This is a genomic window from Brevibacillus nitrificans (assembly GCF_003710965.1).
In the GTDB taxonomy this organism is placed as follows: Bacteria; Bacillota; Bacilli; order Brevibacillales; family Brevibacillaceae; genus Brevibacillus; species Brevibacillus centrosporus.
In genome coordinates, this window is the sequence record NZ_RHHU01000017.1 from 50,960 (window position 1) to 76,371 (window position 25,412).

Annotated in this window: 24 protein-coding genes; 16 read left to right on the forward strand and 8 right to left on the reverse strand. The window is 51.3% G+C overall.

Annotated features, from left to right (window positions below; all coding sequences use genetic code 11):
• The first annotated feature begins 56 nt into the window (after nt 1–56).
• The 5 genes from EDM59_RS23505 to EDM59_RS23525 all read left to right on the forward strand — a co-directional run bounded on the left by EDM59_RS23505 (nt 57) and on the right by EDM59_RS23525 (nt 5,536).
• Nucleotides 57–1,289 (forward strand): aminopeptidase, encoded by a 1,233-nt coding sequence (locus EDM59_RS23505; protein ID WP_122925842.1) that lies wholly within the window; start codon nt 57–59, stop codon nt 1,287–1,289.
• A gap of 181 nt (nt 1,290–1,470) precedes the next feature.
• Entirely contained in the window at nt 1,471–2,577 is a 1,107-nt protein-coding gene (locus tag EDM59_RS23510) for a TolC family protein (protein ID WP_122925843.1), read from the forward strand.
• A 138-nt stretch (nt 2,578–2,715) separates the two neighbouring features.
• The gene (locus EDM59_RS23515) at nt 2,716–3,072 is read left to right on the forward strand and encodes a group I truncated hemoglobin (protein WP_122925844.1); all 357 of its coding nucleotides are present in this window, start codon (nt 2,716–2,718) and stop codon (nt 3,070–3,072) included.
• A gap of 241 nt (nt 3,073–3,313) precedes the next feature.
• On the forward strand, nt 3,314–3,850 hold the full coding sequence (locus EDM59_RS23520; protein ID WP_122925845.1) for a DinB family protein: 537 nt from the start codon (nt 3,314–3,316) through the stop codon (nt 3,848–3,850).
• Nucleotides 3,851–4,129: 279 nt separating this feature from the next.
• Complete coding sequence (locus EDM59_RS23525) at nt 4,130–5,536, forward strand: amino acid permease (RefSeq protein WP_122925846.1); 1,407 nt, start codon at nt 4,130–4,132, stop codon at nt 5,534–5,536.
• A 53-nt stretch (nt 5,537–5,589) separates the two neighbouring features.
• Here the strand turns inward: EDM59_RS23525 and EDM59_RS23530 are convergent, their stop codons facing one another.
• The gene (locus tag EDM59_RS23530) at nt 5,590–6,210 is read right to left on the reverse strand and encodes a TetR/AcrR family transcriptional regulator (RefSeq protein ID WP_246011206.1); all 621 of its coding nucleotides are present in this window, start codon (nt 6,208–6,210) and stop codon (nt 5,590–5,592) included.
• Between the two features lie 130 nt (nt 6,211–6,340).
• On the opposite strand from EDM59_RS23530, the gene EDM59_RS23535 reads away from it, so the two are divergent.
• Nucleotides 6,341–7,288: an MBL fold metallo-hydrolase gene (locus EDM59_RS23535; RefSeq protein ID WP_183193018.1), complete on the forward strand. Its 948-nt coding sequence runs from the start codon at nt 6,341–6,343 to the stop codon at nt 7,286–7,288.
• A 120-nt stretch (nt 7,289–7,408) separates the two neighbouring features.
• Nucleotides 7,409–8,143: a GNAT family N-acetyltransferase gene (locus tag EDM59_RS23540; RefSeq protein WP_122925849.1), complete on the forward strand. Its 735-nt coding sequence runs from the start codon at nt 7,409–7,411 to the stop codon at nt 8,141–8,143.
• Here the strand turns inward: EDM59_RS23540 and EDM59_RS23545 are convergent.
• Nucleotides 8,133–9,020: a DNA/RNA non-specific endonuclease gene (locus EDM59_RS23545; RefSeq protein WP_122925850.1), complete on the reverse strand. Its 888-nt coding sequence runs from the start codon at nt 9,018–9,020 to the stop codon at nt 8,133–8,135. The genes EDM59_RS23540 and EDM59_RS23545 overlap by 11 nt on opposite strands.
• Before the next feature lie 160 nt (nt 9,021–9,180).
• Here EDM59_RS23545 and EDM59_RS23550 point away from each other — a divergent pair, with 160 nt between their 5' ends.
• Nucleotides 9,181–9,795 (forward strand): PH domain-containing protein, encoded by a 615-nt coding sequence (locus tag EDM59_RS23550; RefSeq protein ID WP_122925851.1) that lies wholly within the window; start codon nt 9,181–9,183, stop codon nt 9,793–9,795.
• Between the two features lie 88 nt (nt 9,796–9,883).
• On the opposite strand, the gene EDM59_RS23555 is transcribed toward EDM59_RS23550, so the two are convergent.
• Nucleotides 9,884–11,578, reverse strand: a complete 1,695-nt coding sequence (locus EDM59_RS23555; RefSeq protein ID WP_122925852.1) for a PucR family transcriptional regulator — start codon at nt 11,576–11,578, stop codon at nt 9,884–9,886.
• A 261-nt stretch (nt 11,579–11,839) separates the two neighbouring features.
• Between EDM59_RS23555 and EDM59_RS23560 the strand changes: the two genes are divergently transcribed.
• The 8 genes from EDM59_RS23560 to EDM59_RS31480 all read left to right on the forward strand — a co-directional run bounded on the left by EDM59_RS23560 (nt 11,840) and on the right by EDM59_RS31480 (nt 21,088).
• Nucleotides 11,840–12,448, forward strand: a complete 609-nt coding sequence (locus tag EDM59_RS23560; RefSeq protein ID WP_122925853.1) for an ankyrin repeat domain-containing protein — start codon at nt 11,840–11,842, stop codon at nt 12,446–12,448.
• Nucleotides 12,449–12,454: 6 nt separating this feature from the next.
• The gene (locus tag EDM59_RS23565; protein ID WP_246011207.1) at nt 12,455–13,360 is read left to right on the forward strand and encodes an oxamate carbamoyltransferase subunit AllH family protein; all 906 of its coding nucleotides are present in this window, start codon (nt 12,455–12,457) and stop codon (nt 13,358–13,360) included.
• Complete coding sequence (fdrA, locus tag EDM59_RS23570) at nt 13,342–14,886, forward strand: acyl-CoA synthetase FdrA (RefSeq protein ID WP_122925854.1); 1,545 nt, start codon at nt 13,342–13,344, stop codon at nt 14,884–14,886. The genes EDM59_RS23565 and fdrA overlap by 19 nt, the downstream gene beginning before the upstream one ends.
• 2 nt (nt 14,887–14,888) lie before the next feature.
• Nucleotides 14,889–16,313 (forward strand): YlbE family protein, encoded by a 1,425-nt coding sequence (locus EDM59_RS23575; RefSeq protein ID WP_122925855.1) that lies wholly within the window; start codon nt 14,889–14,891, stop codon nt 16,311–16,313.
• Nucleotides 16,314–16,395: 82 nt separating this feature from the next.
• Complete coding sequence (locus tag EDM59_RS23580) at nt 16,396–17,856, forward strand: cytosine permease (RefSeq protein WP_122925856.1); 1,461 nt, start codon at nt 16,396–16,398, stop codon at nt 17,854–17,856.
• Between the two features lie 55 nt (nt 17,857–17,911).
• Complete coding sequence (gene arcC / locus EDM59_RS23585) at nt 17,912–18,862, forward strand: carbamate kinase (RefSeq protein WP_122925857.1); 951 nt, start codon at nt 17,912–17,914, stop codon at nt 18,860–18,862.
• Nucleotides 18,863–18,889: 27 nt separating this feature from the next.
• The gene (locus EDM59_RS23590; RefSeq protein WP_122925858.1) at nt 18,890–19,342 is read left to right on the forward strand and encodes a nucleoside deaminase; all 453 of its coding nucleotides are present in this window, start codon (nt 18,890–18,892) and stop codon (nt 19,340–19,342) included.
• 192 nt (nt 19,343–19,534) lie between these two features.
• A complete protein-coding gene (locus EDM59_RS31480) occupies nt 19,535–21,088 on the forward strand; it encodes a SulP family inorganic anion transporter (protein WP_183193019.1) in 1,554 nt (517 codons plus the stop codon).
• Between the two features lie 21 nt (nt 21,089–21,109).
• Here EDM59_RS31480 and EDM59_RS23600 read toward each other — a convergent pair whose 3' ends face one another.
• The 5 genes from EDM59_RS23600 to EDM59_RS23620 are packed head-to-tail and all read right to left on the reverse strand — an operon-like array spanning nt 21,110 to nt 25,264.
• Complete coding sequence (locus EDM59_RS23600; protein WP_122925859.1) at nt 21,110–21,526, reverse strand: hypothetical protein; 417 nt, start codon at nt 21,524–21,526, stop codon at nt 21,110–21,112.
• A gap of 36 nt (nt 21,527–21,562) precedes the next feature.
• On the reverse strand, nt 21,563–22,378 hold the full coding sequence (locus EDM59_RS23605; protein WP_122925860.1) for an ABC transporter permease: 816 nt from the start codon (nt 22,376–22,378) through the stop codon (nt 21,563–21,565).
• Complete coding sequence (locus tag EDM59_RS23610; protein ID WP_122925861.1) at nt 22,375–23,361, reverse strand: ABC transporter ATP-binding protein; 987 nt, start codon at nt 23,359–23,361, stop codon at nt 22,375–22,377. The genes EDM59_RS23605 and EDM59_RS23610 overlap by 4 nt, the downstream gene beginning before the upstream one ends.
• 15 nt (nt 23,362–23,376) lie before the next feature.
• Nucleotides 23,377–24,186, reverse strand: a complete 810-nt coding sequence (locus EDM59_RS23615; RefSeq protein WP_122925862.1) for an ABC transporter permease — start codon at nt 24,184–24,186, stop codon at nt 23,377–23,379.
• Nucleotide 24,187: 1 nt separating this feature from the next.
• Nucleotides 24,188–25,264: an ArsR/SmtB family transcription factor gene (locus tag EDM59_RS23620; protein ID WP_122925863.1), complete on the reverse strand. Its 1,077-nt coding sequence runs from the start codon at nt 25,262–25,264 to the stop codon at nt 24,188–24,190.
• Nucleotides 25,265–25,412 lie beyond the last annotated feature (148 nt).

Sequence of the window (25,412 nt, forward strand, 5' to 3'; positions counted from 1 at the left end):
ATTTTTGCTTAATCAGCTGGAAGAGGTATACAGGTATCAAAGATGGAGGGTCGACAATGGAGAATTTTACGAGGAACCTGGAGAAGTATGCTGAGCTTGCCATACAAATGGGATTGAATGTACAGCAAGATCAGACGGTCGTTATTTTCGCTCCGCTAGAGTCCGTACAATTTGTTCGTCTCTTAGTCAAAAAGGCATATGAACAGGGAGCCAGGGAGGTGCATCTTGAGTGGAATGATGAACAGCTTACCCTCATGAAGTACAAGCTGGCACCGGATCAAGCCTTTGAAGAATACCCAGCATGGCGGGCAAATGGGTACGCAGAATGGGCGGAGAACGGAGCAGCTTTTTTAACCCTGTATTCACCGGCTCCGGGATTGTTGAAGGAGGTTGACCCATTGCGAGTGGCTGCGGCAGCCAAAACGAGTGCGATGGCGCTGGAAAAGTATCGATCCTATACGAAAGCGAACAAGGTATGCTGGACGATTATTGCTTACCCAACAGTTGAGTGGGCCAAACAGGTATTTCCTGATATTTCGGCGGGCGAAGCGATTGCTGCCTTGTGGGATATCCTTTTCAAGGTGACTTACACAAATCACGATAGCCCGACGAAGACATGGCAAGGGCACAATCACAAGCTTTCGCAAATCGTTAACTATCTGAATGAAAAGCAGTACAAGCAGCTCTCCTATGAAGCGACAGGGACAAAGCTGACGGTGGAATTACCCAGGGGGCATATCTGGAAGGGAGGAGAAGCTTACAGCGAGTCAGGTACCCGCTTTAATCCCAATCTTCCGACAGAGGAAGTATACACCATGCCGCACAAAGACGGAGTCAATGGGGCTGTCCGCAGTACGCGGCCTCTCAACTACGGAGGGATGCTCATCGAAAACTTTACGCTGGTGTTTGAAAAAGGAAAAGTGGTCGACTACTCTGCTGAGCAAGGCTATGAAACGCTCAAGCATTTGCTTGAGACGGACGAGGGGTCACGCCGTTTGGGGGAAATTGCATTGGTCCCCTATTCATCACCGATTTCCCTGTCCCAGCTGGTTTTCTATAATACGCTCCTTGATGAAAATGCCTCCTGCCACTTTGCTCTTGGTCAATCTTATCCGACGACGATAGCGGGTGGGAACGGGATGTCTGATGCGGAACTTGCCAGTCATGGAGGGAATAAAAGCCATGTCCATGTTGACTTTATGATAGGCTCAGCCGAACTGAACGTCGATGGAATGACGGCGGATGGAAAATGCGAAGCCATTTTCAGGAAAGGGAACTGGGCTTTTTAAAGCTGCTAGAAAGAAGCTCCCTGTGCTGCTGTTCCGAGTGACAGGGAGTATGTTTCACTAAAATCATCGGTTATAGAGGCTTTTAGAAGGATGAAAGGGGGAGTGTTCCGTGTAAAAGGTTTGTCTATCCGTGCTTTTTGTCGTACTTCTGAGAAAAAGAGGATAAGGGAGGGTCTAGGGTATGAAAAAGAAAAAGAAGCAGCTTGTTTTTTCGTTAGCTTTTTTCCCCTTGTTATTTGCAGGGATATCAGCAGTATCCACCGGGTACGCGTATGCTACGGAAGAGCAGGCAGTTGCAGAGGCAGAGCTGTTAACGATGGAAAAAGCCATTATGTATGTACAGCATGCAAATCAAGAGGTGGCAACCGCCAAGCTGGATGCGGAGAATGCTGGCATCAATGGGCGTCTGACCCTCGGGCAGCTGCGGGGCATCCCGGCCGAAGAGATTGATTCGCTGCAGCTTGCCCAGCAAAAATATGTCACGAAAGCCCAAAGTGAAATGAACACCCGAATAACGAGCATCTATGCGCAAGCCTTGGATGCCGATGTCCGGTACCGTGCCATTCTCTCCTATTACGATCTGCTGAATGCGTATAAAGCGCGGGAATGGAAGAAACACCGATTCCAACGAACGCTGGAGCTAGTCCAGAGTGCGAGCGCCAGCACAGGTCCAAAACGGTTGGCTAGTGATCGATTGCAAGCCGAGGTGCGAGCGAATGGAGCGCAGGCTGAGCTAGCTTTTGCCCAGCTCAACTGGGAAGCGGAAAAAATCAAGCAGAACGAATTTCTCGGTGTAGCGGCTGATAAAGAGTGGCGTTTTTCCGAGGAGGAGGGAGTGGCACCAGAGCTTCCTGTGAAAATCGAGGATGCCATCGAGTCAACGAAAATCCATAAATTTGCCGTCCAGCAGCGAAAGGAAGAAATGCAGATAGCCCAGTTGGGTGTTTCGATGATCAGCCAATACTCAGCCCTTTCTACCTTCCCGGGAAAAATGGCAAGAAACAATCTTGAAAAAGCCGAGATAGCACTGGAGACAACGGTACGCTCTGCGCTATTTGAACTGTACGCGGCTTTTCAGCGCTACGAAGATGGCAAACAGCTTGTTCAAGTGAGCAGAAAGGGCATGGATCTTGCTACGAACTACTACGAGGAGAAAGTGAAGCAGTATCGACAGGGAGGAATTTCTCTAAACGAAGCGCTTCAGGCAGAACAGGATTTGGCGGATCAGGAGACGCTTTATGTGGCTGCCATCCATGATTTCAACAAAAATTATGCGAAGTTTCAGTAAATACCAGCAGGGAATCATCCTATCTCATTCGATATTCGTAAAAAGGGAATGGCAGCACTGCCAGCCTAAAAACATGTAATGGAGATTCCTAGATTAGGGAATAGCTAAAAGGAAACTTCTACATGCTGGAGGGAAACGATGGCAACTTTTTATGACAAATATGGCGGTGAAGAAACGATTGCCAAGGTCGTTGATTACTTTTACGATCTGATATTGGCAGATGAAACCGTGAACCAATTTTTCAAGGACACCGATATGGAAAAGCAGCGGAGGCACCAAACCAAGTTCATCAGCTATGCGTTAGGCGGTCCCAATCAGTATACCGGTCAGTCCATGGCAAAGGTCCATGCAGGGATGAACCTGCAGCCGGAGCATTTTGACGCGATCGTAAACCATTTGCAGGCAGCGCTTGAGCATTTCGGAGTCGGAGCGGGAGATATCGACGAGGCTTTGACAAAAGTAGGCGCACTACGAGACGATATCTTGTACAAGTAAAGTGTTCGCGTTAGGTCCATCTTGCATGGACCTATTTTTATACAGTAAGAATTTATATAATTCTTAGCCAGTATAAGTGCAACTAAGGCTCCGCCACAAACCTGGCGGGGCCAAGTTTTCTAATTTTTAGCGGCCGCCCAGGAAATGGTCCGTGTGGTAAAATCACTCTAATACGGTCAGGGTCAGCCTGATGCTGTCATCTGTGTAAGGGGCTGAAATTTTCGGGAGGGGGAGCGGATTCATGAATTTTAATCGGCAGGAAGCGATCGAGATTCTGGAGCGGACGCCACAGACATTGAAGCAATTCCTATCGGGGCTATCGGACGGGTGGCTCGGGTCCCATGAAGGCGAGGGAACCTGGAATCCCGTACAGGTCATTGAGCATCTCATCGAGGGCGAAAAAACGAACTGGATCCCCAGACTGGAATTCATCCTGCAAGAGGGGGAAAGCAAGCCATTTCCACCGTTTGATCGTTTCGCGCACATGAAGGAAGAGGCTGCTGCAAAGTCGCTTGAACAATTGCTGCTTGCGTTTCAAGAGATAAGGGAACAGAACATCATGAGGCTAGGGAGCCTTGTCGTGGCTGAGTCGGACCTGGAGAAAACAGGATTTCATCCGGCATTTGGCGTGGTAAAAGTAAGAGAGCTGATCTCGACGTGGGCGGTCCATGATTTGACGCATATCGCTCAAATCGTGAGGGTGATGGCACAGAGGTATAGGGCAGATGTTGGGCCCTGGAAGGAATATTTGGGGATACTGAATCAAAACAGAGGATAAGCCGAAGCAAAACCAGTGAAAACTCGCTCGAAGGGGGCGGGAATTGACTGGTTTTTTTGATGAGAAAACGGCTTGTTTTGGAAATATTGACACGATGTCAACTTGTCAGTATATTATTGATATAATGTCACATTTCCAGTAGGGGCATTTATCTGGCAAGACTTGAAAGAAAATTCGCCATAGTAAAAATGATCGGAGGAGATGTGGCGCCAATCACTTGAGCGGATTATTGAAAGGGCTTACAGCGGGGTTGAATATTGCTAGTTAGGGAGATGACATATGGAGAATCTCAATCGGGAATCAGGATTAAAGCGCGAGTTGAAAACGGGGCAGCTCACCATGATGGCGATGGGCTGTGCGATCGGTACGGGCCTGTTTCTAGGAAGTGGCCTTGCGATCGGGACAGCAGGGCCAGGAGTTTTGATCAGCTATGGACTGGGCGCTATTATTGTTTTGCTATTAATGGGCTGTTTGGCGGAAATGACCGTGGCCCATCCGACCTCAGGTGCGTTTGGTACGATCGCCGAAAAATACATAAGTCCTTGGGCTGGCTTTATCGTGCGCTATTCCTACTGGATGTCCAATGTGCTGGCAGTTGGGGTGGAAGTCAGCGCGATTGCTGTTTATATGAATTACTGGTTCCCGAATGTGCCAGGAATTGTATGGATTTTGTTTTTTGCCGTTGTGCTGATTTACGTCAATTCGACCAATGTCCACACTTTTGCTACGTTTGAATATTGGTTCTCCATGATTAAAGTAAGTGCCATTGTCTTGTTCATTCTTTTAGGGGCGTACATCTTGGTAGGTGGGCCTGAGGAATCGAAAGCTGGTTTCGAAAATTTCGCGAATTCTGGACAGTTCATGCCATTTGGCTGGTGGGGAATATGGGTGGCCGTCTTTATTTCCTTATTTAGCTTTCTAGGCACAGAGCAGATTGCCGTGACAGCCGGCGAAGCCAAAGAGCCAGATGTTGCTGTGCCAAAAGCGCTCAAGGCCACTGTTTTCCGTCTTTCCTCTTTTTATGTGCTCACGATGGGGATCATGCTGTTGATCGTTCCATGGCAAACGGCGGGAGTAGACAAGAGTCCGTTTGTCAAAGTCATGGAGATTTTGAACATACCGGGCGCCTCCGGAATCATGAACTTTATCATTTTAACCGCGGCCCTCTCTGCGATGAACAGCCAGCTGTACGCATCTACTCGTTTGATGTACTCGCTGTCTTTGGAAAAACAGGCTCCTGCCGTCCTGGGAAAAGTGAGCAAAAAGGGCATCCCTACATGGGCGCTCGTTATTTCCACACTCGGTATTTTTGTCGCAGCAGGCGTGAATGCCGTCTTGCCTGATTCCTCCTACGCTTTCATGATGGGAATCTCCATGTTCGGCTCTATTTTTACCTGGCTGATGATCTTTGTCTCGCACCTGTTCTTCCGCAAGCAATGGGAGAAAAACGGCGGGCGCAAACTGCCGGTGAAAATGATCGGCTTCCCCTATTTGACCATACTGGGAGGGGTTCTGCTGCTCAGCCTGATCGTGACTACTTGGTTTACGCCATTTAAAATGATGCTGCAATTTGGCATACCGTGGTTGATCTTCCTCGTGATTGCATACTGGATCTGGAAGAAGAAAAACGTCAACCGTCATGGCCGTACAGAAACGGCTGCGAAAAAGTTTGTTCACAAGGGATAGACACAAACAAAATGAGCGGTTGTTCCGGAACCTGCATGCCAGCAGGAGGGGGATTACGAAGGATACAGTCCGCTCGTGTACAGGATAGTCATGTTTCGAACGATTTCTTGAACAGCGTGCTTGTTTTTGCCGTTCACAAGGTCCCATAGCTGTGTCTCGTTGAGGGAAAACCAGTTGCGGGCAATCAAATCGCGATCTACATCCGTACGAGCGAGGCCTTTTGCCTGTGCGTAGGCTACGTCACTCGCGATTCTCGCTACGAATTTTTCCCGGATTTCGTCCCACTTTTGATGGGCTTTGTCTGAAAAGCGAATGGCCTCGACAAATACTTGCAAGATCGCTTTTTGCTCGATCGCATTTTCCAAAAACAGGCTGGCTTGCGTCGTAATCATCGAGATCGCCTCTTGCTTGGTGGACGGCTCATAGCTCATTTCGGCAATCTCGTAGAACCGGTTCATGATGTCATCCATCAAAACAATCAGCAAGTCGTCTTTTCCCGAAAAGTGGACATAGGCTGTACCATATCCGGTCTTTGCTTTCTTGATGATTTGGGTGATCGTTGCCCTCTGGTATCCATTTTCAATGAAAACAGCTTGAGCGGCTTCCAGCAATTTATGACGAGTCTGGAGCGAACGCAGATTTCTCCCATCGATTCGTTCAGTTGTTTTGCTCACGATTTTCCTCTTTTCCGCGCATTCTTTTCCTATTAGTATACGAGAGATTTCAATTGTGCGCGATCTCACGTTATCATGAAAATAGACAGACTCAAGGATAATGGAACGAAATAGAAGGGGGAAGAAAACCATGGAGGAATACGGTATGATTCAGGTGACGATCCCACTGCCTTACTGGAACGATAACGTACACTGTTATCTGGCAAAAAGAGAAGGAAAATGGGTCATTGTGGACACGGGGCTGAAATGGGAGGCTACACGGAAAACGTGGGAAGAAGTCTTTGCCAAGCATGGAATTGACCCGACAAAGGATATCGAAAGCATCGTTTTGACGCATCAGCATGGCGATCATTTCGGATTTTCCGGTTTGCTTCAGGAATGGACAGGGGCACCCGTTCACCTGAACGAAATCGACCGCGAGCTGTCCCTCTATGGCTGGACGCCCGAGACGTTCCAGGCGTATTACCTATCAGCGGGGCTGCCGCAAGAGAGTGTCCTTCAGCTGCAAGAAAATGCTGCGGCGTTCGTCCGCCCTGCTTCGCCCTATCCGGCTGACTTGCAGCCATTGAACGCCGGCGACCGCTTTCAGCTGGGAGAGCTTGCGTTTGAGGCGATCCACTTGCCCGGACATACGCCTGGACATATCTGTTTTTACAACGAGCAAAAGAAACTGCTCATCTCTGGCGATCACCTGACGCGGGAGACGATGCCGTATATTTCCTACCACGGCTACGGAGATTCGAATCCTTTGCAGACCTATCTGGCTACGCTGTCGAAGATGCAAGCCATGGAAATTGCCGCCGTACTCCCTGGGCATGGACCGATCTTTTATGATGCGCAGGAGCGGATTGCAGAGGTAATCGACTATTACCGGTCACGTCTGGATGCTGTGCGCGAGCTCGCGGCAGGAGGACGAACCGCCTACGAAATTTCGCTCGCTATATTTCCGGCGGATCGCAGCCTGTTTCAACAGTGGATTGATTTGGGCGAAACGAATGCCTGCTTGCAATATTTGCTGACAAGCGGCGACCTTCAGGTACGAGAAGAGGGTAGCCAGAAGAAATACTACAGGAATTGATAGAAGGACAAGGAAAAAATCCCCTGCCCTTGTTGAAAAGGAAAGGGGATTTTTTAGAGACAGAATGTATATTTATACAATGAAATGAATTATTATTAAATTCAAAAGGAGCTGATCACGATGCATGTGAATGTCGAGGAACTGTCCATCAATGCTTGGCCTGCTCTGGAGACGATGGTAGACGACGGCTGGCTGCTTCGCTTTGCAGACGGGTATACCAAACGGGCGAACTCTGTCTATCCGCTCTATCCTCCGGCGGGTGATCTGGAGCAAAAAATCGCGGCGTGTGAACGGCACTACGGAAGCAAAAAGCTGCCCACGATCTTCAAAATGACGCCGTATTCCCAGCCGTCCAAATTGGATGCCCTCTTGGAGGAGCGGGGATATAAACTGTTTGCGGATACCAGTGTTCAAATGGTCTCACTTGCCGCAATGGCAGCACCGTCCATGCATACGGTCCAGATCTACGAGGAATGTGCGGATGAATGGGTAGATGTGTTTTGCCGCCTCTCGGAAAAGGACGAGAGGGAGAAGCAGACCATGACTCAGACGCTCCGAAAGATCATACCCGCCTGCTGCTATGCCCTCCTGTATGCAGAAGGGGAGGTTGTCGCCTGCGGCATTGGCGTGCTGGAACGAGAGCACATCGGACTTTATGACATCGTGACGGCCCCAAGCCATCGCAAGCGCGGATACGGTGAGCAGCTGGTATTGAATGTTTTGCAGTGGGGGATTGAGCGTGGGGCCAAGCACTCCTATTTGCAGGTCGTGGTGGATAACACACCTGCTCTGCGGCTCTATGAAAAACTGGGGTATCAGGAGATCTATCCGTATTGGTATCGAATCAAGGAGTAGGCGTTCTCCACCTGATGTCGGACGGCTGGTAAATGGGAATCAGCTCGTTCACTTCCTGCTTTCCTTCTGACGATACGAGACGAGGCTCCCAAAAGAGTGGGTTGCGCAAATAGAGACTGGCGTCAAAGCGCAGGCTCGTCTCTTTGGCGATGGTCTCGAGCGGCACTTGGTAGGTCACTAGACGTTGATACTCACAGCGATCTGTGGAGCGCTCGGAACTTTGTCGGATGAGAAAGGAGAGGCACGAGATCTGGTGTTCTTCATTGACGTACAGGACACTTTTCCAAAAGCCAAAGGGAACATGAACGGCGCATCCAGGATGCGCCGCTATGGGCGATTCTGGATCACCACCTTCGCCACAATACTCCTCATCGTCGTCCTTGTGAATCGGCCCGGTAAGGATGACCAGCCGCTTTGCCGCTTGCAGCCGCTGGATGACCCAGTCCTCCAGGCAGTTCCAGATTCCAGTGTTGAAGTGATGATGCTGCAGTGCGATGTTGGCGTAGCAGAACGAGTCGTAGTTGGCCTGCTCTGCTTCCCGGCGCTCTCCCCAGCAGATGTCTCTGCGGCGGGTCAGATGGCCTTTGTCATAATCGTTTCGCGCGTAATATTCGGGGCCGACCTGGTTTTCCTCTCCGATCCGCTCGTCAAAATGCCAGGAGGAATTGTCCCGGGTAACAGGGGTAGCCCGCAAGATATCGACGCAGGCAGCAGAAAAAATAGCGAAGCGCGTGCGCTGGTTCATGACGATGGAAAAATGCGTGAAGTCGAAAACAGCTCCGTCATTAAGCGCTTCGGCAGCGACACGGCCTTGTGGCAATGGCAGTGGAATCGGGTGCTTTTCATTGAGAAAAAAAGGATCGTAGCCGGTCTTCATGAGTCCTCTCCTCCTTGGAAAATAGCCTTTCTCCACGCATGAAATATTGTAAGAATATTCGGATGTAATTGCATTATACTAGAATCGTACAACCAGGCACACCGCCTAGCGGACTACTGGTTGTGAGGTCAATATGCCCAGAAAAAGGGGGAGATGAACGATGTTTGGCAAGCTGGCAGCGGATGTTTTGGGATTAAGCGATGTTGGGGTGGTCGTGAAGCCGTCCGATTACGACAAGGTGGACTCCGACGACTACGTCATGCACGAGGATAACGAGAAGATTTACTTCCTGATCAAGTCCAAATCGGATGAGTACTGCTTTACCAACCTGGCGCTCATTCATCTCGATGGGACGAGCGCAACGAGCAAAAAGCGCACGCTGCGCCGTTTTTCCTACCACACGCATAAAATTACGGACGTCTCGCTGGAAACGGCGGGCACGGTAGATTTGGATGTGGAGATCAAGTTCACGATGGGGGCGGAGCACTACTCGATCGATGTGAACAAAAAGCATTTGGAAGCGCTCAAGGATTTGTATAAGGCACTGATCAAAATATCCTCGATGACGCATGAAAACGAAGTGGCCATGCAGCACGCGCAGGAAAGCCTCCACGTGGCCCAAAGCACAATCAGCAGCGCCATGAAGCTTTCCGCTGATATCGCGACGCAGTTTCAGACGCTGAATCAGTACACCTTTGACTGGCTGAAGGACACGCAAGAGAAATACGTCGTGAAAGACTTCGGCAAAGTCTTTGAAAAATACATTCACAACTAAACCGTCCAGTACGACAGAAAAACAGCCCCTCCCGCAACGCTCTGCACGCTTCTTCGTGTCAGCCGCGCATGCGTAGGAGGGGCTTTTTCTATTCCTTTTGCAGCAGCTTGTAGATTTTCAGAGCGAGCTGGATCTGCAGCAGCTCCTCGGAGTGCTTGAGGTCCGTGCCGAGAATCTCCTTGATTTTGTCGATTCGATAAATGAACGTATTGCGATGGATGAACAGGGCTTTCGCTGCTTCGCTCACGTTCTGATTATGAGAAAAATAGCTCTCCAGCGTCGTCATGAAGCTGGTGCCAAATCCAAGATCGTGCTCATGGACTTTCCCCAGTCGTTTTATAAAGAAATCCTCCAGCTCGCTTGCCTTGATATTCGATTCGAGAAAGTGATAGATCGAATAGTCCTCAAAGTGCGAGACGGCACCCTTCCCATCAAATTTGTGCATGAGCCGGATGGCTTCGTGGGCTTCGGAAAAGCTTTTGTGCAAAGAGGTGATGGTCTTGTACTGACGGCCAATCCCGACAGAAAAGGTCGTTTTCTTGACCTTGGCCAGCAGCGTCGCGTACAGCTCATCGGCAAACTGTTTGGCTTCACTGATCGTAATGGTGGGTCTGTACTCGTTTTGCCCAACCAGCACGATGACCCGGTTGTTGCGGTAAAAGCACATGATTTCCCCGTTGGCAGAGCTGGCATGCTCATAAACGAGGTCGACGCATTTTTTCGCGATCAGGTCCTGCTCGTATTTTCGGACGACCATGTCTTCGAGACTGCCCAGCACGTCAGGCTCTATCGTAATGACCATGCAGTAGTACATGTAGTTCGCGTTGATCCCGTGCAGATCGCACAGCGGCTGGATCGAATCGATCGAGGTCAGCTTGCCCGTGAGCAGATCATCAAAAAAGTCCTGCCGGATCGTCAGCTTGACCTCCTCGATCTCCCGCGCGCGAATTCTCTCCAGAGCCAGGATGGTGGAGGACTGCTCCAGAACGATGTAGTCAAACTCGGTCAGCTCCCGCATCGTTTGCCATACGATGATATAGCCGTAAATGTAGTTGGCGACTGCGACCGGCAGGATGCGGCATTTGATTTCCCGGCCTTTGGAATGATAGATCCGTTTCACCGATTTCTTGATCTGGCTGATGTTGCGGGGAATCGTATCCGTGAACTCTTTGGTGAAGACAGGGCGATTTCGTACCAGATGCAGGCAGGAAGCGAGCGGGATGGGATTGTCCTTGACCTCCGTGTAGTGCAGCAGGTTCCAGTCCCGGTCGAGAAAGAGGATCGGGTTGTTGATGTTGTCTGACAGCTCGGCAGAGATCCGGTCGATGCCGCCGCCTTCCAATGCGATGCGGAACAGCGAGTTATGCATGTCGAGCGACTTGCGGTTGAGCAGGTCGTACCTTCCCGACGCCTTTTCGTTGATGATCGCGATCACTTTGGACAAGGTGTACTCGAACGGTAGGGTCAACAGCGGTAGTCCGTATTGATTCGCCAGATCGATCATGTTTTGCGGGATTTCATCGAAGTAGCGATGCATCTTGATGCACAAGCCAGAACAGTTGATTTCAGCCAGCTCCTTGATGATCCGGTTTTGCAGCTCCTCGTTATCTTTGAAAATATAACCGGTCGACAAAAGCAGCTCATTGGGAGTAAGCCAGTCAAAAGCGTCCGGGTTTTCCATGATGTTGACGATCGAGACGACGTTGTTGATGCCTTGCTCTCCGGCGATGATGCGCATGCCGTCTATCGATTTGATCTGAAGCAGGTCTTTGATCGTGAGCACGTGGTGGCACTCCTTTCCAAGTAGGCTGCTAGGAATGAGAATTGTGCATTGTGCACAACGAAGCCGATTCTTTTTTAGTTTCGATACACAATGACGACAGAGTGGATCCTGTCTACAATAAGGCTGCAGGGGTTTCATACCCGCTATTTCACCCGTCTGTCTAAGGTAGGCGGCGTTTTATACCAGTCAACTATATCATAGGGATTTGATTGTGCAATCTGTTCTTTTGGATAGGCTGACTAGGATAGCAGGAGGTACAACATGGCGGATAACCAACTCGTACAATCGTTCCTCGCAGCAGCGAGCGAGGGCGATATCGCAGCACTCCAAAATTACGTAGCGCAAGGCGTCGATATCAATGCGCGAAACAAGCAGAAAAGAACCGCAATTTTGCTGGCGGCGATGAACGATCACTACAGCGCAGTCGAGTACTTGATCGAGGCTGGGGCAGATATTGATCTGCAGGATGAAACCTGCTTCAATCCGTTCCTGTACGGCTGCATCAACGGCAAATTGGAGCTCGTGAAGCTGATGGTCAAAGCAGGTGCGAACCTCGAGCTGTTGACTCGCTTCGGCGGCGTAGGGATTACACCTGCTTGCGAAAAAGGTCATGTGGAAATCGTGCGTGAGCTGCTCACCACCACAGACATCAATGTGAACCATACCAATTTTGTCGGTTGGACACCGCTCATCGAAGCGATCATTTTAAATGACGGTGGCGAAAGACAGCAGACCATCATCAAGCTGCTCATCGAACACGGCGTAAACGTGAACATGGTGGACAAATACGGCGTCACACCGCTCGCACTTGCCAGACAAAAAGGCTACAAGGAAATCGAACAAATCCTGCTCGATGCCGGAGCGTGCTAAACGAGCGTGATACAAGCTCACGTGCTGTCAGGTGACGCCGGTTTTCTGAAGCGAATCAGAAGCGGAGTGTTTAGCGGGTCTGTTCACAGCCTTTTTGACAGGACGATCAACCTGCATTGCAGAGAGAAGGCAGAGCTGTTCACGATCGCCTGTGTGGAGCTGGATAACGGGCCAAATACGCTAGTGACAGATCGAAAGCGCTTTCAAAATCTGGGAATAGCGGTGGACGACCCTGTGTTTGTGAGAGACGGTGCGTTGTTCATCGGTCAGGCACTGGCACTAACCTGGCAGCAGGCAAGGCAATGGGAATGCAGGCTCCCGGTTTATCCGGAAAAGGATCAGAGGCTGCGGGCAAATGTAGCTGTCATAAAGGAGTACGTAGCCGCTCATGGAAAGCCGGGCGGTTTGAAAAAAGCGTTATCACCAGCCAATGCTTTTGAAGCAGAAGTCTCGTCGCTCTTGGGTGCGCGAACGAGTCAGCTGTATCAGTCGCTGGCTCTTGGCAGGTGGTCCGAGGCATGCGAGCTCGCGATTGGGCTCGTAGGGCTCGGACCTGGATTGACGCCATCAGGAGACGATTATCTTGCGGGATTGTTTAGCGTCTATCATCTGCCGAACGCTCCGTGCTGTTTGCCATACCCATTTTTCGAAAAGCTTGCCCGCGAAACATGCCAGCGAACGAACGAAATCAGTTACATGATGATCAAAAAAGCAGCGGTCGGCCACGTAAGAGAATCGATCGTAAGTCTGCTCCAAGCCGCCATCGAGGGAACGGTCGAAGACGTCATTCGCTCTTTGGACAAAGTGCTCAGCATCGGTTCGTCGTCGGGTACAGATCTGACGATGGGGCTGGTCAGCGGACTCATGCTCCAATTAGAAACGGGAGGTAACGTATGTCTATCAAAGTCGTGATCAAGAAGAACACCTATTTTGATTCCGTGTCGCTGATGTCCCTGTCGACAAAAGCGAACCAGCTTCCAGGTGTGGAACAAGCGGTTATCGCGATGGGTACGGAAATGAACAAGGAAGTTCTGCGCAACGTCGGACTTTTGACACCAGAAATCGAAGAGGCGAAAAGCAGTGATCTGATGATCGTTGTGAAAGCAGAGACAGACGAGCTATGCGACGACGCTTTCGCTGGCATCGAAGAGCTGTTTGCCAAAAAAGGTGAAACCAAAGGCGCGAGCGAGATCAAGTACGCAACCATCGACTCGGCAGCGAAAAGCATCCCGGAAGCCAACCTTGCGATCATCTCCGTGAACGGTGCGTTTGCTGCGAGAGAAGCGCGCAAGGCATTGGAAAACGATTTGCACGTCATGCTGTTTAGCGACAACGTCAGCATCGAGGAAGAAATTTCGTTGAAGCAATACGCGCACGAGAAGGGCCTCTTGATGATGGGACCGGACTGCGGTACTGCGATTATCGGAAACGTAGCCCTGTGCTTCGGAAATGCCGTTCGCAAAGGGAACATCGGGATCGTAGCCGCTTCCGGAACAGGCAGCCAAGAGGTGAGCGTACGCATTCATGACTTTGGCGGCGGGATTACCCAACTCATCGGTACAGGTGGTCGCGATCTGAGCGAGCAAGTAGGCGGCATCATGATGCTGGATGGAATCAAAGCGTTGGACGAGGATGAAGCGACAAAAGTCATCGTGCTGATTTCGAAGCCGCCAGCGCCAAGCGTGGAAGAAAAAGTACTGGCACAAGTGAAAGAGTGCAAAAAGCCAGTCGTGGTGTACTTCATCGGAGGAAAAGAAGAAGCGGTCGTTGCCGCAGGCGCGCATTTCGCGAAAACCTCGAAGGAAGCCGCTCTCAAAGCCGTCGTATTGGCAGGTGCCAACGAAGACGAAATCAACAAGCGCGCTTTGAACTGGCCGCTGATTGAGGAAGTACGCGCCAAGCTGACGCCTGAGCAAAAATACGTGCGCGGGCTGTTCTGCGGCGGTACCTTGTGCGATGAGGCGATGTATATCGCGATGGAAACGTTTGAAGACGTATACAGCAACATTCAGAAGAACCCGGAATACAAGCTGAAAAACCTGCATGAGAGCAAGGCGCACACCTTCCTGGATATGGGCGATGATGACTTTACGAATGGCAAACCGCATCCGATGATCGATCCATCCTCTCGTATTGCCAGATTCCTGCAGGAAGCGAAGGACCCTTCTGTTGGTGTCATCCTGATGGACTTCATCCTGGGCTTTGGCTCCAACGAAGATCCAGTAGGTGTCATGCTGCCAGCGATCCTCGAAGCGAAGCAGCTGGCTGAAAAAGAAGGACGTCACCTGGAAATTCTCGGCTATGTAATGGGAACCGATCTGGATTCTCCGAAGTTTGAGGATCAAGTGAACAAGCTGATGGCAGCAGGTGTAACGATCGCGAGCAGCAGCACAAACGCGGGTCTTTTGGCTAGAGAATTCGTAACGAAAGGGGCTTAACCATGAGCAAAATCAACGAGCTGTTTTCAAATAAAATTCATGCGATCAACGTAGGGATCGAATTTTTTAAAGATGACATCATCAAACAGCAGGCAAACGCGACCCATCTGGAGTGGAAACCGCCAGGCGGAGGAAAGCCGGAGCTGATCGCTGCACTGGACCGACTGGAAAACGCCGAGCTGGCAGCGAAAATCGAGGCGGCAAACAAGCTGGCTGTCGAACGGATCATCCAGTCCCAGCCGATGCTGGTGGGCTTTGACCAAGCGATCAACGTGGTTCCAGGCATGACGAAGACGACGATCCTGCATGCAGGACCTCCGATTGCATGGGAAAACATGAACGGAGCGATGAAGGGTGCCGTAACAGGTGCGCTCGTATTCGAAGGCTTGGCAAAGGACATCGAGGAAGCGGAAAAAGTAGCAGCGTCCGGCGCGATCACCTTCGCTCCATGCCACGAGCACAACTGCGTAGGCTCCATGGCAGGTGTCACTTCCGCATCGATGTTCATGCATGTAGTGAAGAACAAGACGTATGGCAACGTAGCATACACAAACCTGAGCGAGCAAATGTCCAAAATTCTCCGAATGGGTGCAAATGACGAAAGTGTCATTACCCGCCTGAACTGGATGCGCGATGTGCTCGGTCCGATGCTGCGCGATGCTATGAAAATCGCGGGCGAAATCGATTTGCGCCTCTTGCTCGCACAAGCGCTGCACATGGGCGACGAGTGCCACAACCGCAACAATGCGGGTACGAGCCTGTTGATCCAAGCGTTGACTCCGTACATTCTGGAAACAGATTTTACGAAAGAGCAAAAACGCGAAGTCTTTGATTTCGTGGCGAGCAGCGATTATTTCTCCGGTCCGACGTGGATGGCCATGTGCAAATGCGCCCTCGATGCGGCACACGGCATCGAATACAGCACCATCGTAACGACGATGGCTCGCAACGGCGTAGAATTCGGGATCCGCGTCAGTGGCATGCCAGGCAACACCTGGTTCACAGGTCCAGCGCAAAAGGTAATTGGCCCGATGTTTGCAGGCTACAAGCCGGAAGATTCCGGACTGGATATCGGTGACAGCGCGATTACGGAAACGTATGGCATCGGCGGCTTTGCGATGGCAGCAGCTCCTGCAATCGTGGCACTGGTAGGCGGAACGGTAGAAGAAGCGATCGGCTTCTCCACCAAAATGAAAGAGATTACAACCGCGGAAAATCCAAATGTGACGATCCCGATCCTGAACTTCCAAGGGGTCGCAACGGGCATCGACATTCGCAACGTGGTGCAAACCGGTATTTTGCCGATCATCAATACGGCGATTGCCCACAAAGAAGCAGGCATCGGCATGATCGGTGCGGGTATCACGTACCCGCCGGTTGAGGCTTTTGAAAAAGCACTCCTGACTTTGAGCGAGCGTATCAGCTAACAAGCCCTATTCTGGCACACGAGGCTCTCGCGTCAAATGCGAGAGTCACGTGTAGAGAAGGCTTGATGAAGGAGAATGGAACATGGCACAACTAGATTGGCAATCATCAAGTGAAGAAGCATCGAGAGAGCAGTGGAAATCCTATGGCTATTCCGAAGATATTTTGCCGAAATCCTCTGCAGAGCGCGATTGGGGTATCTTTTCCTATATAACGGTTTGGATGGGCGCTGTTCACAACATCATGTCGTACATGACGGTCGCAGGTTTCTTTGCACTCGGTTTGAGCGTTCCCCAAGTGTTTTGGGCGGTGATGCTGTCCGCTGTCATCGTTTCCGCTGGCTATGTGCTGAACGGCTACTCAGCCGCAAAGTACGGGATTCCGTTTGCCATGCTGCTGCGTGATTCGTTTGGGGTGAAAGGGTCCGTCATTCCAGCGCTGTGCCGCGGTCTGATCGCGGGGGTCGTCTTCTTTGGAGCGACGACAGTCGTAGGGGCGCAATCGTTGAATGTGATCTTTGCCAAAGTCTTTCCGGGGTACATGTCCTGGGGAGCAGGCTTTGACTTGTTTGGCTTGGACTTTCCGACCATGCTCTCGTACATGGTTTTGTGGGTAGTAACCGTCCTGCTGTTTTTAGGCGGAATGAACATCCTGAGTGTGTTTAGCAAGTACTCGTCTCCTGTCGTCTACATCTTCATCATCGGCGCAGCGATCTGGGCGATTTGGATTGCAGGTGGGGTAGGGCCGATTATGGACTACGTGCCAGCTAAACCAATGGAAAACGGTCTCGTGTTCATCGCATGCGTGAGCGCACTGGTCTCCAACTGGGCAGGTCCCATCGTCAACATCTCCGACCTGACACAGCGTGCGAAAACACCGCGGGCAGCGATTTTCGGTTTGCCGTTTGGAATGATCGTCTCCTACGTCCTGTTCGCGATCACGTGCATTGGCTTGATCGTCGGCACGGAAATCGCGTTTGGACAGCCGATTTTCAACATCGTGGATGCCATCGGGAAAATCGAAAATCCGTTTTCCGTCATCGTCCTGATTTTGGCCTTGAATGTAGGGGCTACAGGCTTTGTAGTTTTTGGCAACCTGCTGCCAGCTGGACTGCAGATGACAGCGCTTATGCCTAAGTGGTTTACGGTCAAGTCCGCGGGGATCTGGACAGCCGTACTCGGCACGTTGATTCTGCCGTGGAAGCTCGTTTCGAGCACGACGACCCTGTACCTGTTTTACAGCTTTATCGGCTCCATGTACGGACCGATTGCCGGGATTATGCTATCGAGCTACTACATGGAACGCAAACGAAAGCTGGATTTGTCCACGATCTACGTGAAGCCAGGAGATAACGGGAGATATGCGAATGGCTACAACCTGGTTGCCTGCGTGGTCATGGTGATCAGCTTCATCCTTCCCATGTCCGGTGCTTTCTTCACGAATGTTCCTCTGTTGGCTACGCTCAATCAATTCGCCTTTTTCAGTGGGCTGATTCTTTCCTTCGTGCTCTATACACTTTGCTATCGCTTGAACAAATCCAACTAAGCGTTTCTGCCCAGTGAAGCGTAGAGACCATATCATCAGAAAAAGGGGTATACAGATGGGAGAACTTGTTATTGTTGCAATCGGAGGCAACGCACTCGTAAAGGAAAATGGACGTGACTCCATCCAGGATCAATATGAAGCCGTGAAAGAAACGGTGTCCCATATTGCCGATATGATCGAGGAAGGCTATAAGGTAGTGGTAACGCATGGCAATGGCCCGCAAGTAGGATTCGCGATGCGCCGTTGCGAGATTGCGAACGAAATCACAGGGATGCCCACCATTCCGCTGGTGAACTGCGTGGCAGAAACACAGGGCGGGATCGGCTACCAGATTCAGCAAGCGTTGACGAACGAATTTGCGAAGCGCGGCATGAAGCAGAAAGTAGCGAGCGTGATTACCCAGGTGGAAGTCAGCATCGATGACCCGAACTTCCAAAATCCTACGAAGCCCGTCGGTTCCTTCTTTACCTTGGAGCAGTCGGAAGCGATGAAAGCGGAGCATCCTGACTGGGTGATGGTGGAGGATTCCGGACGCGGCTATCGTCGAGTAGTTCCTTCCCCACGTCCGATCGATATCATCGAGAAGGATGCCATCAAATCTCTGATCGACTCTGGTTATGTGGTGATTGCAGCAGGCGGCGGGGGCATCCCAGTCGTGAAGACAGGCGACAATGCGTACGACGGGATCGATGCTGTCATCGACAAAGACTTTGCGACAAGCCTTTTGGCAGAGCAAATCCAGGCGGAGACGCTGATCATCACCACGGGTGTTCCCCGCGTTTGCATCAACTTCGGGAAGCCTAACCAAAAGGCGCTGGAGCAAATCAGCATCGAAGAAACCAAGCAGTATATCGCAGAGGATCACTTCGCCAAAGGCAGCATGCTGCCGAAGATCGAGGCGAGCCTGAGCTTTTTAGAAAAAAGCGGGTCCCGAGTCATCATCACGAACCCGGAGAGCTTAAAAGATGCGGTCAACAATCAGGCAGGCACGCACATTGTGAAATAAGGGCAGATAAGGGAGGCTAACATCACGATGGATTACATGAAGCTAGCAGTAGAGAAAACCATCGAAGGGATGGACAACAACATCGGAGGTCCTTTCGGGGCGGCGGTAGTGAGAGGCGACGAGATCATCGTTGTGTGCAGCAACCGGATGATCGCGGATAACGACCCGACCCAGCACGCTGAAATGGTAGCAATCCGTGAAGCATGCAAAAAGCTGGGGACCATGAACCTGGAAGGGTGCGTCATCTACGCAACGTGCGAACCATGCCCGATGTGCGTAGGTGCCATCATGTGGGCAGGCATCAAGGAAGTGTACTACTGCTCTACGAACGACGACGCGCATGAGCACGGTTTTTCCGACAAGCATCTGCGCGACTATTTGTCGGGCAAAGACATGAGTGCGCTGAACATGATCAAGGTAGAGAAGCGTGAGGACTGCGATCACCTGTTCACGCATTTCCACAACAAAGCAAACGTGTAAGCGGCGAGAGGAGAGGGGAGGCAGTGTCATGTCCTTTGGGGCACTGCCCTTCTCCTGCCATTCATGAGACTTCAGACAGCGTGATTTCCCTATCAACTCCATGATCGGCTCTCATTCATTCTCATCGGATTTTAACATGCTCGAAGCATTGATGTCTTCATCCATCTTTCATTACGTAGGAGCTGAGCGGAAATGGATCAAATGATGAAAGGGTTTCTGTGGAAAAAGGGCGACTGGGCAGCGTATTTTGGACTATTGGCGAACAACCTGACCAACCTTCTGACGATGATTGCGCTGCTGCTGTTCGTGGTAGGCTTTCCGGAAGACATTGTGTATGGCCGCGTGGTTCCGGCATTTGGTCTGGGGATTTGCCTGGCCAGTATTTGCTATTTCGTGTTTGGCTACTACTTGGCGAAGAAGACAGGGCGAAAAGATGTAACGGCACTGCCTTCCGGTCCGAGTGCACCCTCGATTTTTACCGTTACATTTCTGGTTATCTTACCCGTTTACTTGAGTACGAAAAACGCTGAGTTTGCTTTTCAAATCGCGCTCGTCTGGTGCTTTTTTGAAGCGATGATTCTCGTCGTCGGATCGTTCCTCGGGGATACGATTCGCCGCATGATCCCACGTACGGTATTGCTTTCTTGCTTGTCGGGTCTGGGCCTTTTGCTTCTCGCGATGAACCCGATGCTGCAATCCTTTGAGACACCGCTCGTAGCCTTTGCTGTTCTCATCATCATTTTCCTCAACTGGTTCGGGAAATCGCCATTGTTTGCCAAGATCCCGACAGGCTTTCTGCTGCTTGCGACCGGAACTGCGCTGGCGTGGATTTTCGGCTTGCAGGATCCGGCAGCGATTGCAGCCTCCATGCAGTCGTTTGGCTTCAATCCTCCTACGGTTCACATCGACAGCCTGATCCAAGGAATTCCTCATGCTTTGCCTTATTTAGCCTCAGCAGTACCACTCGGACTCGCCAATTACATCTTTGACCTGGAAAACATCGAGAGTGCCCACGCGGCAGGCGACGAATACAATACGCGAAAAGTCATGCTGGCGAACGGCATCTCCTCCATCATCGGATGCTTCTGCGGCAATCCGTATCCGGTAACGGTGTATGTGGGACACGCGGGCTGGAAGTCACTGGGGGCAGGTATCGGCTACACAGTGGCAACGGGTTTGTCCATGTTTATCATCTCACTCTTCGGACTCGGGGCGTTTTTGCTGGCGGTCATTCCTGTCGCAGCCATCGTACCGATTCTGGTTTACATCGGGATCGTGACTGCCAATCAGGTCGTCCGGGAGACACCGAAGCTAGAGGTACCCGTGATCTTCATATGTATGTTCCCGTGGATCGCGAACTGGGCATTGACGCTCACGAACAACGTCTTGTCAGCAGCGGGAACGACTGGTGCGAAGGTTGGGGCAGCTGTCCTCGCCAACAAAGGCGTCTATTACAACGGTCTGGTCCATTTAGGAAATGGGGCACCTCTCAGCAGTATGGTTTGGGGGTGCATTGCGATCTTTGCCATCACCAATAAGCCGCTGCGAGCAGCCATCGCAGGTGCGACCGGCTCCGTACTGTCTCTGTTTGGAATCATTCACGCGCCGACAGTCGGTTTTGCGCAGGCGTCTTCCATGCAGTTTGTTTACGCGTATCTCATGGTTGCAGCGATCTTCGTCGGGAAGCACATGATGGATCGCAATGCCCCGCAAAATCAGCTGCAGGAGTCGAACCTGAAAGCGTAGGTCCATTTTTGGCGCAATGTTTTAAACCGTTCCAAACGTAATTTTCATACAGGCCGCATAGACCAACGGGACGGATTTCGTAAAGCTCTCGGACAGGAGCTTTTCGGCCTCGTACTGTTGGGCAGCCTCCTCGCGGCTTAATCCGCGCTGCTGCAGACAGTTAATAAAAGTTTCTGCCTCGCCAGGAGCGGAGAAAGCCAGCGCTTCGCAGAGCTTGGCTGCTTCTTCAGGGGCAAGGACAGGATTGGATACGTTCATCTTGTCACTTTGCCGGCACTGTACCTCCCGTAAACCGAGCTGCTGGAAAAGCAAAGGCAGCTTCAATCCGATGTTGCCGTCCTTACCCGTGCGATTCGCATCGCGCTCGAACAATCGTTGAAGGATTCCAAGGGGGATGACGCTGGACTGGTCGATCCCCTCAAAGGAATAGCTCGCCATCGCGCTGCTTTTTTCGTGAGCCCTTCCAGTTGCCTTCTAGTACATCACCATATTGCCCGTTTCCTTCATATGCTTTTCGGCTTGTTTTAGCAAAAGGACCGTAGCGCTGACGAGCACCAGTAAGACGACAGCCAAGTAACCGATTTTCGGAGCAAGTACCAGCAGTGTTTCCCCCTTCATTAATAGGCCTCGAATAAGCTGTAGCGCGTAAGTCAGAGGGAAGCAGAAGGAAATCACTTTCGCCCAGAATGGAAATGCCATCGGTGGCAGGCGAACCCCGGAAAAAATCAGCATCGGTTCATCCAGCACGGTATAAAGAAAGCTCGCGTCACGGGAAAACAAGAATAGGACCGAGAGAAAGCCACCCCAGATAACGGCCGACACGAGAAGGATGACAAAGGCTAGCAGAGGTGCCCACAAGCCGCTTGGATGAAGACCGCCGACGAAGAGGAGCGCCAGCAGGACGAAGCAGAAGAATAGCCAGACCCCCTCTACAAGCGAGGAAAGCGAGCGTCCATATAAAAAAGCAAGCCGATTGACCGGACTGATAAAAATCATTTCCATCGTGCCTGCTTGCCGTTCAAAGCTCATTTGCCATGCGGACTGGACCAGACACCAGTAAAAAATATATCCGAGGTAGCCCGTTAGTAAAAACAGAGGCAGCTGATCAGGGGCAACGAACCGGGCAAGTGGTGAATCAGGTCCCAAACGAAAAGGGGCAAAGGAATAATAAGCCGTCACAAACATGATGGCAGGCCAAACAAGCAGACTGAAATAGATCATCTTGCTGTGGAAAGAATGGCGGTGTTCTTTTATGATTTCGGCCCACAGGTAGCTAGACAGCTGTCTCATGCTCCCCTCCGATCTGCCATGTGCAGGATGACATCCTCCAGCGATGGCTGTTCGGTGTGCAGTTGCAGTACAGGAGAGCTGTGAGCAGCCAAAAGGGAAAGCAGCGGTGTAGTCATGTCGTTGTCCCCGCGCAGCGTGATCTCCCATGTCTGTTCGTCCGTTTCTGCGATTTGGCGCTGTCCTCCATAACGCATGGCAAGCTGGCGCAAATCGTGATCGAGTGCGTCAGAGAGCGTAGGAATGGTGACATGCAGGGCTGTTTCCAGATTCAGCGATTGGATCAGATTCGTCGGAGTGTCGTGTGCGACTAGCCTTCCTTTATCAATGATGTACACCTCATCGCAAAGCTCCTCGACCTCGTGAATATAGTGGCTGGTTAATAGAATGGCTTTTCCTTGCTCCGAAGCCAGCTCTTTTACGTGCTTGCGCAGCTGTCGGGCAATCGGAGCATCTAGTCCGAGGGTAGGCTCATCGAGAAACAAATAGCGTGGGTCATTGATCAGACCGCGTGCGATTTGCAGACGCTGCTTCATGCCTTTGGAATAGCGCTCGACAGGGGTATCGGCGGCCTCCATGAGTCCGACCTGGAGGAGCAGGGTGTCGATTCGGGTCTGCAAGCTTTGGCCACGAAGACCGTAGAGACTGCCAAAATACTGCAAATTTTCCCGCCCGGTCAGGCGCCAGTACAGCATCCGCTCACCCCCGGCAATCATGTTTACTTTTGACTTCACGAATCGGTCTTCTCGCACAGCGTCGTAGCCGTCTACTGTGATCGACCCGCTCGTTGGGGTCAGCAGGGTAGAGCACATCTTGATTGTCGTTGTTTTCCCCGCACCGTTTATGCCTAGTAGTCCGATGATTTTTCCTGGCTCCATGCGAAAGGAAAGATCAGAGACGGCCTCCACCTCTGTCCATTTTTGCGAAAACCATCCTTTTTTCTCCTTGACCCGATAGACTTTACGTACGTTCTCCACGATCAGCATGATGCTGGCCTCCTTTTAGCCAAAAATAGATTCTACTATGCGCTTTTCCATTTTGCGCATGCCCCATGTCCCGATTAATAGATAGACGACAGACAGTCCCGCCATATGAAAGAGCTGGGGCGAAACGGCGAGCAGTGGCTTCCCTAAAATCACGCACTGACGGAACGCATCGAGGGCGGGAGCGAGCGGCATGATTTGCCCCAGCGGCTGGAGCCATTCCGGCAGATAAGGAATGGGAAAGCTCACGCCACAGACGAATGCCATGATGACAAACAGTGTATTTTGTGTAATATACGTATCGCGAAAACGAAGCATCAGGCCGCCGAGCACCAGCGCCTGACAAAAAAAGGCGACTGTAGACAGGACCCAGACCAGTACGGCGCTCCATATGTTGGTATTCGCCAGTGTCAGGCCAAATAGGGCACCGACGACGAGGATGACCGAAAATTCAAACACGGTGCGCATGACCTGCTGACAGACATTGCCCAAAAAGTACCCGCGACGAGGGGAGGGAGTGAGGAGGACCGCTTCTAGCGTCCCTTCGCGCAGCTCGGTTATCAGCGAACGGCTGACGTTCATCAAGGTTGAGACAGCGAAGGCGTAGAAGGCACCTCCCAAAATGGCATAGGAAAGATAGTCGGATGAACCGGATAGCTGGGCGAAGCGATCATCCAGCTGCCCTGCAAACACATAGTGATAGGCAAAAAAGGCAAACAGGACTGTGTAGACGCCAGATAAAATGTGACCGAGGACAAAGGACCACGGGTAGGCGCGCAGCATCACCAGCGTATTGCGGATAAAGGTTGCTTTCGCTACTTGAAGCATGCTATTTCCTCCAATCGGATAGATCAATTCCTGGGACAGGCATATCAATAAACTCGTGCAGATCGACTGCCAGCTGCTCCAAACGGGCTGTTATCCCGCGGTAAAACACATAGCGTCCCCGGCGCTCGCTCCAGACGAATCCGGCCTCGACCAAAAGCTTCAGGTGCTTGGTTACAGCTGGCTCACTAATCCCGTGCAGATCTGCCAGCTGCTGCGTACAGTACGGATGGTCGAGCAGAGACTTGAGGATCGCAGTTCGGGTGGGGTCGCCGAATACTTTCATCTTCGCAGTAAAATCGGCGGGAATAACTGATTTGGCTGCGGTTCCTGGGACATCGACAGGGAACCCGACGCTAATATGATCGCCGTAGATGCCAAGCAAAAGATGAGGCGAGACATAAGTAGAGACACGCAGATGAATATGCGCGAGCTGCTGATAAGCAAAGGAATAGGTTTTGGCCTTGTGAAAATGAATGGCATCTTCATGGACATGCAAACGAGGATGCACCTGTGACAAGAAGCGTATTGGATCGGTAGAGATCTTCTCTTGGGCTTCATGTACGGCGCGGACAAGCCAGGGCTCGATTCGCCGTTCCTCCGCCTGGAAATAAGGGAGGTAGTTGTAGCAAAATTCCAGAAATGCCCGTTTGGTGGACAACGGATGGCGTAAAAGCTCCCGATGTTGTGGCTTGAGCTGTTCAAACACATCATCGGATCGGCCTTGCAGCCATTGCTTGATTTGCTGCGGATGATAGACAGGACCGATCATCGCTTCGGCAAACTCACTGGCGTCCATTGCCTGGATCCGTTCCAGACCTGCCTCAACGGAGTGCTGGTACCTCTCTTCCCACGGAACCAGGACATCCATGATGTCGAGAAATCCCGAGGACATGGCAGCGAAGGAATGGAGCTCTTCCGTGAGAGGACGAGGGAGATCAGCCAACGTTTTCTGTGCCCAGCCTAACCGGGTGACATGGTGTTCTGGGTTTTGGAGTACATGCAGGCTCAGAAAAAATTCGTGTCCTGGTACGTATGCGATCGAGAGGTGCTTCTGGAGCCAGAGTGGTAAATCGTGCACAAGATACCCTCCTTTCTTTTTGTGGGTAAGTCATTTTGATTAACTATTTGGTAAATCGAATTTTGAAGAAGGCAAAAGTAAAGGAATTATGCAGGAGGGAGTGCCGGTTGTCAAGGAGGAAGAAAACCAATCGCGACAAATGCCTGTA

Excerpts from the sequence above, each read along its gene's own strand:
- EDM59_RS31480 (WP_183193019.1), top strand. The coding sequence starts at position 19,535 with ATGGATCAAATGATGAAAGGGTTTCTGTGGAAAAAGGGCGACTGGGCA.
- EDM59_RS23600 (WP_122925859.1), bottom strand. The coding sequence starts at position 21,526 with ATGGCGAGCTATTCCTTTGAGGGGATCGACCAGTCCAGCGTCATCCCC.
- EDM59_RS23575 (WP_122925855.1), top strand. The coding sequence starts at position 14,889 with ATGAGCAAAATCAACGAGCTGTTTTCAAATAAAATTCATGCGATCAAC.
- EDM59_RS23590 (WP_122925858.1), top strand. The coding sequence starts at position 18,890 with ATGGATTACATGAAGCTAGCAGTAGAGAAAACCATCGAAGGGATGGAC.
- EDM59_RS23545 (WP_122925850.1), bottom strand. The coding sequence starts at position 9,020 with ATGAAGACCGGCTACGATCCTTTTTTTCTCAATGAAAAGCACCCGATT.
- EDM59_RS23510 (WP_122925843.1), top strand. The coding sequence starts at position 1,471 with ATGAAAAAGAAAAAGAAGCAGCTTGTTTTTTCGTTAGCTTTTTTCCCC.
- fdrA (WP_122925854.1), top strand. The coding sequence starts at position 13,342 with ATGTCTATCAAAGTCGTGATCAAGAAGAACACCTATTTTGATTCCGTG.
- EDM59_RS23615 (WP_122925862.1), bottom strand. The coding sequence starts at position 24,186 with ATGCTTCAAGTAGCGAAAGCAACCTTTATCCGCAATACGCTGGTGATG.
- arcC (WP_122925857.1), top strand. The coding sequence starts at position 17,912 with ATGGGAGAACTTGTTATTGTTGCAATCGGAGGCAACGCACTCGTAAAG.
- EDM59_RS23560 (WP_122925853.1), top strand. The coding sequence starts at position 11,840 with ATGGCGGATAACCAACTCGTACAATCGTTCCTCGCAGCAGCGAGCGAG.
- EDM59_RS23580 (WP_122925856.1), top strand. The coding sequence starts at position 16,396 with ATGGCACAACTAGATTGGCAATCATCAAGTGAAGAAGCATCGAGAGAG.
- EDM59_RS23505 (WP_122925842.1), top strand. The coding sequence starts at position 57 with ATGGAGAATTTTACGAGGAACCTGGAGAAGTATGCTGAGCTTGCCATA.
- EDM59_RS23525 (WP_122925846.1), top strand. The coding sequence starts at position 4,130 with ATGGAGAATCTCAATCGGGAATCAGGATTAAAGCGCGAGTTGAAAACG.
- EDM59_RS23515 (WP_122925844.1), top strand. The coding sequence starts at position 2,716 with ATGGCAACTTTTTATGACAAATATGGCGGTGAAGAAACGATTGCCAAG.
- EDM59_RS23610 (WP_122925861.1), bottom strand. The coding sequence starts at position 23,361 with ATGCTGATCGTGGAGAACGTACGTAAAGTCTATCGGGTCAAGGAGAAA.
- EDM59_RS23520 (WP_122925845.1), top strand. The coding sequence starts at position 3,314 with ATGAATTTTAATCGGCAGGAAGCGATCGAGATTCTGGAGCGGACGCCA.
- EDM59_RS23535 (WP_183193018.1), top strand. The coding sequence starts at position 6,341 with ATGGAGGAATACGGTATGATTCAGGTGACGATCCCACTGCCTTACTGG.
- EDM59_RS23550 (WP_122925851.1), top strand. The coding sequence starts at position 9,181 with ATGTTTGGCAAGCTGGCAGCGGATGTTTTGGGATTAAGCGATGTTGGG.
- EDM59_RS23605 (WP_122925860.1), bottom strand. The coding sequence starts at position 22,378 with ATGAGACAGCTGTCTAGCTACCTGTGGGCCGAAATCATAAAAGAACAC.
- EDM59_RS23540 (WP_122925849.1), top strand. The coding sequence starts at position 7,409 with ATGCATGTGAATGTCGAGGAACTGTCCATCAATGCTTGGCCTGCTCTG.